Annotated in this window: 12 protein-coding genes; 7 read left to right on the top strand and 5 right to left on the bottom strand. The window is 62.8% G+C overall.

All coding sequences use genetic code 11. The features are described 5' to 3' along the window. Nucleotides 1–5 precede the first annotated feature (5 nt). The 4 genes from BM408_RS14740 to BM408_RS14725 all read left to right on the top strand — a co-directional run bounded on the left by BM408_RS14740 (nt 6) and on the right by BM408_RS14725 (nt 2,887). Entirely contained in the window at nt 6–683 is a 678-nt protein-coding gene (locus BM408_RS14740) for a Vgb family protein (RefSeq protein WP_092130614.1), read from the top strand. A 156-nt stretch (nt 684–839) separates the two neighbouring features. Beyond that, complete coding sequence (gstA, locus tag BM408_RS14735) at nt 840–1,451, top strand: glutathione transferase GstA (RefSeq protein WP_092130613.1); 612 nt, start codon at nt 840–842, stop codon at nt 1,449–1,451. A 32-nt stretch (nt 1,452–1,483) separates the two neighbouring features. Then, nucleotides 1,484–2,260 carry a DUF899 domain-containing protein gene (locus BM408_RS14730; RefSeq protein ID WP_092130612.1) on the top strand — a complete coding sequence of 259 codons (777 nt, stop codon included), beginning with the start codon at nt 1,484–1,486 and terminating at the stop codon, nt 2,258–2,260. A 24-nt stretch (nt 2,261–2,284) separates the two neighbouring features. Then, a complete protein-coding gene (locus BM408_RS14725; protein WP_092130611.1) occupies nt 2,285–2,887 on the top strand; it encodes a hypothetical protein in 603 nt (200 codons plus the stop codon). Here BM408_RS14725 and BM408_RS14720 read toward each other — a convergent pair. The 4 genes from BM408_RS14720 to BM408_RS14705 all read right to left on the bottom strand — a co-directional run bounded on the left by BM408_RS14720 (nt 2,856) and on the right by BM408_RS14705 (nt 5,041). Further along, the gene (locus tag BM408_RS14720; RefSeq protein ID WP_092130610.1) at nt 2,856–3,119 is read right to left on the bottom strand and encodes a hypothetical protein; all 264 of its coding nucleotides are present in this window, start codon (nt 3,117–3,119) and stop codon (nt 2,856–2,858) included. The genes BM408_RS14725 and BM408_RS14720 overlap by 32 nt on opposite strands. Before the next feature lie 116 nt (nt 3,120–3,235). Beyond that, complete coding sequence (locus tag BM408_RS14715) at nt 3,236–3,679, bottom strand: hypothetical protein (protein WP_092130609.1); 444 nt, start codon at nt 3,677–3,679, stop codon at nt 3,236–3,238. A 69-nt stretch (nt 3,680–3,748) separates the two neighbouring features. Further along, a complete protein-coding gene (locus BM408_RS14710) occupies nt 3,749–4,051 on the bottom strand; it encodes a hypothetical protein (protein ID WP_092130608.1) in 303 nt (100 codons plus the stop codon). A 78-nt stretch (nt 4,052–4,129) separates the two neighbouring features. Further along, the gene (locus BM408_RS14705; RefSeq protein WP_092130607.1) at nt 4,130–5,041 is read right to left on the bottom strand and encodes an AraC family transcriptional regulator; all 912 of its coding nucleotides are present in this window, start codon (nt 5,039–5,041) and stop codon (nt 4,130–4,132) included. Nucleotides 5,042–5,143: 102 nt separating this feature from the next. Between BM408_RS14705 and BM408_RS14700 the strand changes: the two genes are divergently transcribed. Next, nucleotides 5,144–5,887, top strand: a complete 744-nt coding sequence (locus BM408_RS14700; protein ID WP_092130606.1) for an SDR family oxidoreductase — start codon at nt 5,144–5,146, stop codon at nt 5,885–5,887. A gap of 14 nt (nt 5,888–5,901) precedes the next feature. Continuing rightward, entirely contained in the window at nt 5,902–6,831 is a 930-nt protein-coding gene (locus tag BM408_RS14695) for a patatin-like phospholipase family protein (RefSeq protein ID WP_092130605.1), read from the top strand. Here BM408_RS14695 and BM408_RS14690 read toward each other — a convergent pair. After that, nucleotides 6,828–7,661: a hypothetical protein gene (locus tag BM408_RS14690; protein ID WP_139237356.1), complete on the bottom strand. Its 834-nt coding sequence runs from the start codon at nt 7,659–7,661 to the stop codon at nt 6,828–6,830. The genes BM408_RS14695 and BM408_RS14690 overlap by 4 nt on opposite strands. A 201-nt stretch (nt 7,662–7,862) precedes the next feature. Here BM408_RS14690 and BM408_RS14685 point away from each other — a divergent pair, with 201 nt between their 5' ends. Continuing rightward, complete coding sequence (locus BM408_RS14685; protein WP_092130603.1) at nt 7,863–13,841, top strand: alpha-2-macroglobulin family protein; 5,979 nt, start codon at nt 7,863–7,865, stop codon at nt 13,839–13,841. Nucleotides 13,842–13,869 lie beyond the last annotated feature (28 nt).

The raw sequence follows: 13,869 nt of genomic DNA, 5'->3' as shown, positions 1-13,869 counted from the left end.
CAGCAATGACAAGCAAGGCCATCAAGAAAACGTCCGAGCCCAAGGCGCGCCCCGCCGAGATCGTTCGCGAGTACAGCTTCCCCGGCGTCGATGACGTAGCCGGCGTCACGCACGACGGCCAGCGCGTCTGGGCCGCCACAGGCGCAAAGCTCATCGCCTTTGACCCCGCCAGCGGCGAGCAGACCCGCACGCTGGAACGTGCCTGCGACGCCGGCACCGCGTTTGACGGCAAACACCTCTACCAGATCGCCGAGACGCGCATCGACAAGATAGACCCCGCCACCGGCAAGGTGGTGGCGTCCATCCCGGCGCCCGGCAGCGGAAGCGACTCGGGCCTGACCTGGGCCGAAGGCAGCCTGTGGGTAGGCCAGTACCGCGACCGCAGGATCCACCAGGTCGACCCCAAGACAGGCGCCATCCAGCGCACGATTGAATCCAACCGCTTCGTCACCGGCGTGACCTGGGTAGACGGTGAGCTATGGCACGGCACCTGGGAGGGCGATGAGAGCGAGATCCGCCGCATTGACCCCAAGAGCGGCGCCGTGATTGAGCGGCTTGAGATGCCGCACGGCGCCGGTGTCAGCGGCCTGGAGTCTGACGGCGCGGACCTTTTTTACGCGGGCGGAGGCAAGAGCGGCAAAGTCCGCGCCGTCAGGCGGCCCAAAGCGGCCAAGGCGGCATAGCACGCAGCGCGCAAGGCACAACGCCCTTGCGCTGAAACCCCATTCGGCCCACCGGCCGAGAACAAGCGCACCTGTTACCAGCACGGGTCGGGCAGCGCATTGACTCATGCAAGGCAAACCTGTGCAAAAACGGCTTATCGAGCCAAGGAGTGAACCATGAAGCTGTATTACATCCCGTCCGCCTGCTCGCTGTCGTCACACATCGTGGCCATTGAGCTTGGCCTCACCATCGAGCTTGTGAAGATGGACCCGGCCACCAAACGCACCGAGCACGGTGAAGACTATCTCGCCGTCAACCCCAAAGGCCGGGTGCCGGCCCTCCGGCTGGACGACGGCACTGTGCTGACTGAAGGCCCCGCCGTCGTGCAATACCTGGCCGACCTGAAGCCCGACGCACAGCTCGCACCCGCCAACGGCAGCATGGCGCGCTATCGCCTGCAAGAGATGCTGGGATTTATCAACTCCGAGCTGCACCAGAGCTACATGCCGCTGTTCGACCCGGCCTGCAGCGATGACGTTCGGAGCTCACGGATGGCCTATCTGCAAAAACAATACGGCCTGCTGGAAGCCGTGCTGGGCCGCACGCCATTTCTGCTGGGCGAGCGCTTCACGGTGGCCGACGCCTACCTGTTTGTGGTCACGCGCTGGGCAGAGTTCGTCAAGCTGGACCTGTCGGCCTTCCCCAATCTGCGGACCTTCCAGGCACGCATCGCTACGCGGCCGGCCGTGCAGGCGGCGATGCGCCGTGAGCAACCGGCAAGCGCCTGAGAAAAACCACCCATCACCCCCAGGAGAACACCATGAGCGAAACATCCACCCTGAACCACCCCGTCGTGCCCAGAGACAAATGGCTGGCCGAGCGCAAAACGCTGCTGGCGCAAGAGAAAGAACTCACCCGCCTGCGCGACCAGATCGCCCGCGAACGCCGCGCCCTGCCCTGGGTCCACGTCGAGAAAAACTACGTCTTCGACACGCCCGAAGGCAAACGTTCTCTGGCCGAGCTGTTTGAAGGCCGCCGCCAGCTGATGGTGCAGCACTTTATGTTCGGCCCGGGCTGGGAGCAGGGTTGCCCCAGCTGCTCCTTCATGGCTGACCACACCGACGGCATGAAGATTCATCTTGAGCATCGCGACATCACATTCGTGGCCGTGTCGCGCGCAACGCTGCCCGAGATCGAACGCTTTCGCCAGCGTATGGGCTGGCAGTTCAAGTGGGTGTCATCAAACGGCAACGACTTCAACTACGACTTCCACGTGAGCTTTACGCCCGAAGAGCGCGCCAAGGGCGATGTGCCCTACAACTACACCCTGCAACATTTCCCGGCCGATGAAGCGCCCGGCATCAGCCTGTTTTACAAAGACAGCACAGGCCAGGTCTTTCACACCTACTCGACCTATGGGCGCGGTGTGGAGGTAATGATAGGCACCTACAACATGCTCGACCTCGCACCCAAAGGCCGCGACGAGCAGGACGTTTTCTACAAGATGGAGTGGATGCGCCACCACGACCGCTACGAGTCACAGGCGGTATTTACCCCCGCGCCCGAAGCTGATTCGTGCTGCGGCAAAAAGGCCTGAGCGGGCCCGCCGGACGCAACCATCATGTCAAGCCTTTGGCCGTGGCTGGCGGTGGCCGGCGTTGGAGCCCTTCACGGGCTGAACCCTGCCAGCGGCTGGGTCTGGGCCGCCGCCTGGGGCGTGCGCTCAGGTGACCGTACACAGGCACTGCGGGCTTTGCTGCCTATCGCGGTCGGGCATATTGCATCGGTTGCACTGGTGGCCGGCGCTGTGCTATGGGGCCTTTCGATGGACCGCACATGGCTGCAGATCCTGGCAGGCGGACTGTTTGCTGCCGCAGTGATTGCCCATCTATCGGGCTGCTTGCCCAAGATGGCGCGCGTGCCGGTGGGGCATGCCGGCCTGACGCTCTGGTCTTTCATGATGTCTACCGCGCACGGCGCCGGTTTGATGCTGGTGCCGGCGCTGGTTCCGCTTTGTGCAGGGGACGGATCGGCTTTGGGGATGACCGGATCAGGTCCGCTGATATTGGCGTTCGCAGCCGTTGGCCTTCACACTGCGGCAATGCTGGCCGTCACCGGCCTTGTCGCTACCAGTGTTTGCCGTGGCCTGAGCACCGGTGCCCGTTGGCTGGGCGTCAGCACGGTCAGCCATGCTAAGCGGCATCGTCACCATCGCCTTCCATGAAAGAAAGGTTATCGCCATCCTCGCCTTCGATGGTGCAACTTCCGTCGGTGTCGACGCCCGAGCCGAAGCTCCAGGCAAGACCTCCCGCCAGCAGACCGCCACCGATCAGCGCGCAAGGAAACACATAGGAGTCGATACGCTCGCCCGTCAGGGTTCGCAGGAAGGCAATGACGCCCGCGACGAAGAATCCCAAAGCAAGAATTCCGACGAGATAGCGCGTTGCCTTGTTCATGCCGCCCGGCTTTCAAAGTGGCGCTGATAAGCATTGACATAGGGTAAGCACAGATCCCTGGATGGCGGGTTTTTTTTGCTTCGCGAGTTGGTGCATAACATGTACTCCGGCGTATGCTAATTTGAGTAGATGGCCTCAAGCAGCATATCGTCTCGTTTCCGGTCGCGCACCTGCCCCATTTGCTCAACGAAGTTGTCAAACAATGCAGGTTCGCTTCTCAAATAGAGCGTCGCCTCGCTTGCGACGTTCTTCTTTCCGAAATCCTCAAAGCAGGACTGGCTTCTAACAGTCACGAAAAGAATCCCACGCTCCTGAAAATGCAGGCGGGCATGAAATGCGCCGCCGGCGTACTCCGGGCCAAACGCCCCGAAAGCGATATCGTGGATGCCCCAATGAACATGGGTCTTGAAGCGATTCAGCTCCACCACCAGCTCTGCAAGCTGCTGGTGCCCAACATGGACCTCATTGACGAACACGGACTGTCCGTCGGACACCTGGATTTTCAGTTCGACCAAGTCGTCGTCGAACCAGATTTTGGTGAAATAAATGCCTGGCTTCATGCCTGGGCCTGAGCATTCAGGCATTGAAACTGAACGAACGCCGAAGCTGATTTGCTTTCGAGTGACAGGTCATTTTTCATTGCGTTTCTCCTTGTCTTTGCTTTCGCCTTCGATTTTTCTGGCGTCTCGTAACCATATCCATACAACGAACATTCCCATCAGCACCACCGAGCCGCAACTCGCAAACCGGTATGCAAAGGCCATGGGAGACGGTGGAACATGCAGAACGCTATAACCGATGCTTCCTATGAAGCGATAGTAAGGTTCCGGAACTTCTGGGTAGATTGCCATGAGGTAGAACGGCACCACAAAGAAGGTAAGCACGAAACAGAGAAATAGCCAGGCTTTGAAAAAAACCAGTATCGCTTTCATGCCACAGAACCTCCTTGGGCGTATGCGTTCTTGTCTTCACTATAGCCGTCAACACGAAAACCACGCGTCCAAAGAAGGCTACGCAAAGACGGGCTGTTGCTGGCGCGCATACTGCCCAGGCGCCTGCCCCACATGGCGGCTGAAGGCGGTGCTGAAGGTGCTGGCCGAGCTGTAGCCCACGCGCTCGGCCACTTCGGCCAGTGCGACGTCTTTGCGCCTGAGCAAATCCTTTGCCATGGCCATGCGCCAGGCCAGCAGGTATTCCATGGGCGGCAAGCCTACGGCACGGGAAAAGCGCTCAAAGAATGCTGACCTAGAGAGCGCCGCTTTCTGCGCAAGCTCAAGCACCGTCCATGCACGTGCCGGGTCCCCGTGCAGATGCCGCATCGCGGCAGCCAGCCGCGTATCTGCCAAGGCGCGTAGCAGCCCCGGCGGCGCGCCTTCAGTGGGCGCGCCGCGCAGTGCTTCGATCAGGAGCACTTCAATGAGCCGCCCCAGCACCAGCTCCCGGCCGGGCCGCTCTTCAATCGACTCCTCCCTCACGAGCTGCACCAGCATCGGCAGCCGCCCAACGCCGCGCACGTGCAACAAGGCCGGCAGCAGCGACACCATCAAGGCCGCATCGGGTGAATCAAAAGCAAAGTAGCCGCCCAGCATGCGCACATCAGGCGGGCCGTCCGGATCGCCATGGCGGATTTCACCCTCAGGCGCAGGCATAAGTTTCGGATCCTTGAACACGGGAGCTGCGGACGCCACGCCGGACATGGTGAACCCCGGGGTTGCCGGCATCAGCAAAAAATCACCGGCAAGCAGCGTGATGGGCTCCTGCCCGTCAACAGCCAGAACGCACTCGCCCTCCAGCATGGTGCAAAAGCTGGGCTGGCCGAATTCTGAATAGCGCACGGCCCACGCGCCGGCGCCGCTGATCACCTTCGAGTACACGGCACGCGGCTTGAGCAGTGTGATGACCTCTGCGAGTGGATCCACCATTACAGGACTCCTGCAAACTAAATACGGACTATTGATTGTTTTAAGTCCTGACTATCGGCGATATCGTACAGCACCTCCACTTCACTGACTCAAGGAAAGCACATGAAAACCGTATTGATCACTGGCTGCTCGTCTGGCTATGGCCTGGAAACCGCGCGTCACTTTCACGCCCAGGGCTGGAACGTGATTGCCACGATGCGCACGCCGCAAGAAGGCATCCTGCCCCGCTCGGAGCGCCTGTGCCTGTTGCCGCTGGACGTGACCCAGCCCGACAGCATTGCCGCCGCCGTCAAGGCTGCCGGGCCCATCGATGTCCTGGTGAACAACGCGGGCCTGGGCCTCTTCGGCGCCTTCGAGGCCACGCCCATGGCCACGGTGCGCGAGATCTTCGACACCAATACTTTCGGGATGATGGCCATGGCCCAGGCCGTGCTGCCGCAGTTCCGGGCCCGCAAGTCAGGGCTGCTGATCAATGTGACGTCGACCGTGACGCTGGCGCCCATGCCGCTGGTGGCGGCCTACACCGCGAGCAAGACAGCAATCGAAGGTTTTACCGAATCGCTCGCGCTGGAGCTGGCGCCTTTCAATGTGGGTGTAAAGCTGGTCGAGCCGGGTTATGGGCCCAACACACGCTTCACGGCCAATGGGGCGGAACGCATGCAAGGGCTGATTCCTGAAGCCTATGCGCCCTTTGCGCAAGCCATCTTTGCCGGGCTGGGCAATATGACGGCCGTGACCACCGCGGAAGATGTGGCTGAAGCCGTCTGGCGCGCAGCAAAAGATGCGACCGGCCAGCTTCACTATCCGGCGGGTGCGGATGCGATCGCGCTTTCGCGTAACACCTGAATGCACCGCACGCCATGAAAACCCTGAACAAATACCTCTGCTGCGCTGCCGCCCTGGCTGCGGCCATGACAGCCGGATGCGCCCTGACCGGACAAAACAACCAGGCCGCCCTGCCGGACCTGGCGCCCCGGCAACTCGCCGAGATCCGCCACACGACAGCCCTATCAACCAACCCGGCCCGTCCCACCGTGGCGCTGGTGCTGGGCGGGGGCGGTTTGCGCGGATTCGCGCATGTGGGCGCGTTGCGCGCACTCGAGGAAGCCGGCATCAAACCTGACATCGTGGTCGGCACCTCTGCCGGCTCCGTCGTCGGCGCAGCTTACGCCAGCGGCATGGATATTGAGCAAATCAAGTCCGCCGCCATGAACGTGAAGGTGTCGTCACTCATGGACTTCACCTTGAGCTCCAGCGGCATCATGCGTGGCAACAAGCTGGCAAGTTGGGTCAACACCATGACTGGGGAGGTACCGATCGAGAAATTCCCTACCCGCTTCGCCGCGGTAGCGACCGATTTGCAAAGCGGGCAGGCGGTTCTGATCGACCAGGGAAGCGCCGGGCGCGCCATCCAGGCTTCATCTGCGGTGCCGGGGGTGAACGTGCCCATCGCCTACAAAGCCGGTCATTTGATCGACGGCGGCATTACCAGCCTGGTCCCGGTGCGCTTTGCCCGGGCCATGGGCGCCGACGTGGTGATCGCCGTCGATATCTATTGCCACGGCCCGCGCGCCGAAGGGCTGGGCGTGCCCACGGTGCTCAGCCGGGTCATGCAAACCCAGAGTTGCCTGGTTGCTGCCGCAGAAATGGCGGAGGCGGATGTGCTCATCGCGCCGAAAGTCAGTGTCCCCAGCATGTCAACCCGGCAGTCGCAGGAAGCGGTAATCCAGGCCGGGTATGAGGCTGCACGCGCGGCGCTGAAGAAGTGGCGGCCGCACGAAAAAAGCTAGCTGCGTGGCTCCACACGAATTCCCGGTGCATAGCAAACGCGCAGCGCACCGGATACCAGTTCGGACGACGCCTTCTGGAGGTGGCTGATGGCGTGGTGAGCCGTGACGTACGCCTGCAAGTTGACCAGCGCCTTACCGGCACTTGCCCAGATCAGATCGAACTCCTCCGTCAGCTTCAGCAGCCGGGCGCGCTGTTGCGCGTTGCTGACCGCGGGTATCTTGAGCTCCGCGTCACCAATAGTCAGCGCACGCGTCAATGTCCTGATGTCATTGAGGTTGCGCCCGAAATCGAAAACGGCATCGTGGGACATGTCTGCGGCGGCAAACTTTCCTGCATTCTTCGAGAGGCTGTCGAGCAATAGCGGCAGTTGCTGCGCCGCCGCGACGCGGGTGGGCACCTGGCGGCCTTTGCGTTCATTCGCCGCTACCTCCTGGGCCTGGCTGACCAGGAACAGCGACTCCCGTATCACGTCGTGCAGGCCGTTTTGCACCGTCGGCACGACATGGGGTTTCTGAAGAAGAATCTTTGCCGAATACTCCATGCCGCGTACAACAGGCTCCAGGCGTTCAATGGACGGGGGCAATTTGCCATCCACCAGCGTTCTCAGCGCAAGCATGTGCTGCTCAAGCTTCGGAAAGGCCTCGGCATCCCCAGCCAGCGCAGATACGAGTACCGGCCGCATTCCATCGGCCTGGTCAAACACCTTACAGGCAAGCTGAGCCTCAGGACCCGTCTGCCTGATCTGGCTGCGGGCCGGCACGGCGAGAAATGCGCATGCCGCCATCCCGGCGGCCACCCAGCGCGCTGCAATCTGTGAACGTGTCCGCACCGAGACCTCCCGTGTTGTATTTGTGGCCACTATAGCCTGCGGCTGAGCAGCCCACCCATGCGAGCGCGCTCTCGTGACCGGCACGTCAACCCGCGCCCAAGGCCCCCGTTTGGGAGATTTTTCCCCGCGGTCCAGCTATTTTGTTACATACAAATCGGCTACCCTTGGCCTTCCGAAGGAGAAGGAAACGTGAGCCAAAACATGAAAAAAGCCGCTCTGGCACTGATCGCGGCTGTCTCGCTGCATGCCCATGCCCTGCAAATCGTCAGCCTTTCGCCCCAAGGCGAAATCGCCCGTGTGCGGCAGCTGGTGGCCAAGTTTGACGAAGGCGCCGTTAATTTCGGCGACCCCAAGGCGCCGGCACCGCTGTCGCTGAGCTGTAGCGATGCGCAGGCCACCAAGGGTTCGGGCCGCTGGATCAGCGAGCGTGAATGGGCTTTCGAGTTTGAAAACGACCTGCCGCCCGGCGTGAGCTGCACGGTCAATGTGGTCAGCACCTTCCAGTCGCCGAAAACCCAGCCCATCAGCGGCAAGGCCAGCTACAAGTTCAACACCGGCGGCCCCTTCATCCAGAACCTGCGCCCCGGCACCTACCAGCGCATTGACGAAGAGCAGTACTTCCTGCTGCAACTCAACGGCCCGGCCACGGTGCAGAGCGTGCGCGACAACGTCTGGTGCAATGTTGAAGGCCTGGGTGAGCGTGTACCCGTCAAGCTGATTGAAGGTAAAGAGCGCGAGGAACTGCTCAAGTCACAAAATCTGAGCACGGCCGCGGCCAAAGAGCCTCTGCGTTATGTGACGCTGACCTGCAACCGCCGCCTGACGCCCGCTGCCAAAGTGCAACTGGTGTATGGCAAAGGTGTGGCCACACCCAGCGGTGTGCCCAATTCGGTCGAGAAGCGCTACAACTTCCAGGTGCGCGAGCCCTTCTCCGCCAGCTTCAATTGCGAGCGCGAGAACGCCCAGGCTGCCTGCCTGCCGATACGGCCCATGAGCCTGAACTTCAATGCGCCCGTGCCGCGCAAGCTGGCCGAGGCGATCCGCCTGAAGGGCGAGAAGGACACGCTCAAGCCCACATTTGAAGAAGGCAACACCGACGGCGACAACGTGGTCACCGGCGTGACCTTCAAGCCCGTCTTCCCCGAACAGGCCCAGTTCACGCTCGAGCTGCCCAAAGACTTCAAGGACGCCTCGGGCCGCACGCTGCGCAACGCCGAGAACTTTCCGCTGAAGGTGGCCACGGGCGCGATGCCGCCACTGGCCAAGTTTGCCGCCTCGCCCTTCGGCATCGTCGAGCGCTATGCCGAACCCAACACCAAGCCGGGTGACCCGGCCCTGCTGCCGGTCACGCTGCGCAATGTGGAAGCGCTGCTGCCCGTCAAAGGACTCACGCCCGGCGCAGCCCCGGCAGGCAAGGTCAGCGACCTGCAGCCGCGCACCGACGCAGACATCATTGCCTGGTTCCGCAAGGTGCAGCGCTATGACGAGTACCAGGTCTCGCGCAGGGCGGCCGCGGCAGACGTCAAAGGCCCATTGCCCAAAGCGCTGGAAGCCCAGGACAAGGACTATGTGCAGTCGCGCATGGTGTCGCTGCTGGGCGGCCAGCCCGGCGTGAAGACGCTGGACTTGCCCAAACCCGTCAACAACGACCCGCGCCCGTTTGAGGTCGTCGGCATTCCGCTGACGCCCGGCTTTCACGTGGTCGAGATCGCCTCGCAAAAGCTCGGCAGCTCGCTGCTCGATGAACGCCACGGCAACAGCCGGACCATGTATGTGCGCACCTCGGCGCTGGTGACCAACATCGGCGTGCACTTCAAGCTGGGCCGCGAGAACTCGCTGGCCTGGGTCACCACGCTCGACAAGGGCGCACCGGTGGCCGGCGCTACGGTGCGTGTCTCCAGCTGCAGCGGCGCCGAAGTGGCCAAGGTCGTGACCAATGCACAGGGTATCGCCAACTTCGCCGGGCTCTCGTCAGAGCCGCCGCGCTGCTCGGGCGAGGACTACCGCAATGCCTACTTTGTCAGCGCACGCAGCACCGTGGCCGGCGTGGAAGACCTGGCTTTCTCCTGGAGCGACTGGCACAAGGGCATTGAGCCCTGGCGCTTTAATGTGCCGACCAGCCGCGACCCGCTGCCCGATGCAGTGGCCCACACGATTTTTGACCGCACGCTGTTCCGCGCCGGTGAAACCGTGTCGATGAAACATTTGCTGCGCACCGAAACCAGCAAGGGCTTTGGCCTGGCAGACGTCGCACCTGCCACCCTCGTCGTCACCCATGTAGGCAGCGGGCAGCAATACACCCAGCCCATTGCCTGGCGCAAGACCGCTACCGGCGGGCAAAGCGCCGAGAACACCTTTGCCATTCCGCCGGCTGCCAAGCTGGGCGTGTATGAAGTACAGCTCAAGGGCGGCGGTGACAGCGGCAATAGTGGAAATAGCCGCAACCGCAGCTTCGTCAGCGGGCAGTTCCGCGTCGAAGAATTCCGCCTGCCGGTGCTGGAAGGCCGCATCAGCCCTTCCGAGAAAAAAGCACTGGTCAATGTGAAGGCCGTGCCCACCGACGTGCAGATCAATTACGTCTCGGGCGGCGGCGCCGTCAATCTGCCGGTGCGCGTGTCGGCCCTGGTGCGCACCAAGAGCCTGAGCTACAGCGACTATGAAGAATTCAACTTCAACCCGCCACGCATCAACCGCGACCAGGCCGCCAACGCCGACGAAGAAAGCACGGCCTCGCAAGACCAGCGCGTGATTGCCGACAAACTGCCGCTGACGCTGGACCGCAACGGCGCGGGCAAACTCACCATCAACGACGTCCCCACGCAAAGGCAGCCGCAGGAGCTGCTGATGGAAGCCACCTACGCCGACCCGAACGGCGAGGTGCAGACGATTCGCAGCGTGTCGACTGTATGGCCCGCCGCTGTGGTGGCCGGCATCAAAACCGAAGGCTGGGTCTCCAGCAGCCAGAAGATCAAGTTCCAGGCGCTGGCGCTCGACCTGACGGGCAAGATCGCTCCGGATGTGTCGCTGGATGTGAAAGCCGTAGCGCGTATCACCACCACCAGCCGCAAGCGCATGGTGGGCGGCTTCTACACCTACGACAACAAAACCGAGACCAAAGACCTCGGCAGCGTCTGCAGCGGCAAGAGCGATTCGCGCGGCCTGCTGCTGTGCGAGACCAAGCTCGGCGAGCCGGGCGAGGTTGAACTCATCGTGACGGCCAAAGACAAAGACGGCAACACCATCCAGGCCGCCGGCAATGTGTATGTCACGCGCCAGGGCGAGCTCTGGTTTGGCGGCGAAGACCATGACCGCATGGACGTGCTGCCCGAGAAGAAAAGCTACCAGCCCGGCGAGACCGCCAAGTTCCAGGTGCGCATGCCCTTCCGCTTTGCCACTGCCCTGGTGGCGATTGAACGCGAAGGCATCATCGAAACCAAGGTGGTGCAGCTCAATGGGCAAGACCCCACCATCAACCTGCAGATCAAGGAAGGCTGGGGCCCGAATGTGTATGTGAGCGTGCTGGCCCTGCGCGGCCGCTTGCGCGAGGTGCCGTGGTACAGCTTCTTCACCTGGGGCTACAAGGCGCCGCGTGAATGGTGGACGTCCTTCTGGTACGAAGGCCGCGAATATGTGGCTCCGACCGCGCTGGTCGATTTGAGCAAGCCCGCTTTCCGCCTGGGCCTGGCCGAAATCCGCGTGGGCACCAAGGCGCACCAACTCGACGTGAACGTGAAGGCCGACAAAGAAAGCTACGCAGTGCGCGGCCAGGCCAAGGTCACCATCACCGTCAAGCTGCCCAACGGCCAGCCTGCCGCCAATGCCGAAGTGGCGCTGGCAGCGGTCGACCAGGCCCTGCTGGAGCTGATGCCCAACGACAGCTGGGATGTGCTGAACGCCATGCTGCGGCGTCGCTCATGGGGCGTAGAGACCTCAACCGCACAAATGGAAATCATCGGCCGCAGGCACTATGGCCGCAAGGCCGTGGCGGCCGGCGGCGGCGGCGGGCGCAGCAACACGCGTGAGCTGCTCGAGACCCTGCTGCTGTGGAACCCCAACATCGTGCTGGACGCCAACGGCCAGGCCGTGGTCACCGTGCCGCTCAACGACGCACTGACCACCTTCAAGATCGTGGCGGTGGCCGACAGCGGCGCCAACCTCTTCGGCACCGGTCAGACCAGCATCAAGGCGACACAAGACCTGCAAATCATCAGTGGCCTGCCGCCGCTGGTGCGCGAAGACGACCAGTTCCGCGCGCAGCTCACGGTGCGCAACACCACCAAGGCCGCGATGAAAGTGGAAGTGAGCCCGCGCGCCACGCTGCTGGACTTGAAACCGCAAACGGTAGACATCCCCGCCGGTGAAGCGCGTGAAGTGGCCTGGATGGTCACCGCGCCCGCGCAGCTCGCCCTCACACGCGCCGAGGCCATCCTCTGGGAGATCGAAGCCAAAGACACGATCAGCGGTGCACGCGACGGCCTCAAGGCCCGTCAGCGCATCATCCCGGCGGTGCCACTCACGGTGCAGCAGGCCACGCTGATGCAGGTTGACGGCACCTTCACGCTTGACGTGAATCCGCCGGCTGACGCCCTGCCCGCTAATGGACAAATTAGGGGCGGCCTGAAGATGTCACTACAGCCCAAGCTGGCCGAAGGCATGGACGGCGTGCGTGACTGGTTTGCCAACTACCCCTTCATCTGCCTGGAGCAAAAAACCAGTAAGTCGGTCGGCCTGCGCGATGGCAAGTTGTGGCAAAACGTGCTGGCGCAGCTGCCCAGCTACCTCGACAGCGACGGGCTGGCCAATTACTTCCCGCCACGCGACGGCGAAGCCAGCCGCGGCAGCGATGCACTGACGGCCTACTTGCTGGCCGCCACGCATGAGGCCTCCGGCATCAACCCGGCCTTTGCCCTGCCCGACGATGCCCGCGCACCCATGGAGCGCGGCCTGATCGCCTTTGTGGAAGGCCGCATCCAGCGCGAGTTCTGGAGCCCGCGCAAAGACCTGGACGTGCGCAAGCTGGCCGCACTGGAGGCGCTCTCGCGTTACGGCAAGGCGCAGGGCCGCATGCTGGGCAGCATCACGATTGCGCCCAACCAGTGGCCCACGCATGCGGTGATCGACTGGCTCAACATCCTCAAGCGTGTGGCCGACGTGCCGCAGCGCGAGCAGCGCATCGCCGAGGCCAACCAGGTGCTGCGTTCACGCCTGTCCTTCCAGGGCACCAAGCTGGTCTTCAGCACCGAGAAGGACGACTACTGGTGGTGGCTGATGACCAACGGCGACGTCAACACCGCGCGCCTGATGCTGGCCGTGATGGACGACCCCGCCTGGAAGGACGACATGGGCCGCCTGGCCAACGGCTTTATCGCACGCCAGCAAAAAGGCGCATGGCACACCACCACCGCCAACCTGTGGGGTGGCCTGGCGCTGGACAAGTTCTCGGCCAAATTTGAAGCCACGCCGGTGGCAGGCGTAACCAAGGCGACTCTGGCAGCGGCGGCAGCCAGTGTGGCGAGCGTGGACTGGGCCAAGGTCGACCGCGTCAAAACCACCGACGCAGCCGGCGCACCCAACCAGACCACCTTCTTCGGCGCGCCCGCCTCGCCCGGCAACCTGCGCAACAACAGCATGTTCCTGCCTTGGGGTACGGCGCCCAAAGACACGCTGACGGTGACGCACCAGGGCCCGGGCAAACCGTGGCTCACACTGCAATCGATTGCGGCGGTGCAGCTGAAAGCGCCCTTCAACGCCGGCTACCAGATCAAGAAAACCATCACGCCTGTAGAGCAAGCCGTCAAAGGCGTCTACACCCGTGGCGATGTGATCCGCATCTCGCTGGAAGTCAACGCCAGCGCCGACATGACTTGGGTCGTCATTAGCGACCCTGTGCCCGGCGGCGCGACCATCCTGGGCGGCGGCCTGGGCCGTGACTCTGAAATCGCCACCAGCGGTGAAAAGAAAACCGGCGTGGGCTGGCCAGCGTTTGAAGAACGCAGCTTCGAGGCCTTCCGCAGCTATTACGAATACCTGCCCAAAGGCGTGGTGAAGATGGAATACACCGTGCGCCTGAACAACGTCGGCGACTTCGCGCTCCCGCCTAGCCGGGTCGAGGCCATGTATGCGCCCGAGATGTTTGGCGAGTCGCCGAATGCGCGGGTGAAGGTCGAGGCGGCCCGCTAAACCCCGATTGCCAAAAACAAGAAAGACC

The organism is Polaromonas sp. YR568 (assembly GCF_900116715.1).
Lineage (GTDB): Bacteria > Pseudomonadota > Gammaproteobacteria > Burkholderiales > Burkholderiaceae_C > Polaromonas.
The sequence above is the reverse complement of the archived record's forward strand: the minus strand, read 5'-3'. Positions and strand labels throughout refer to the sequence as shown.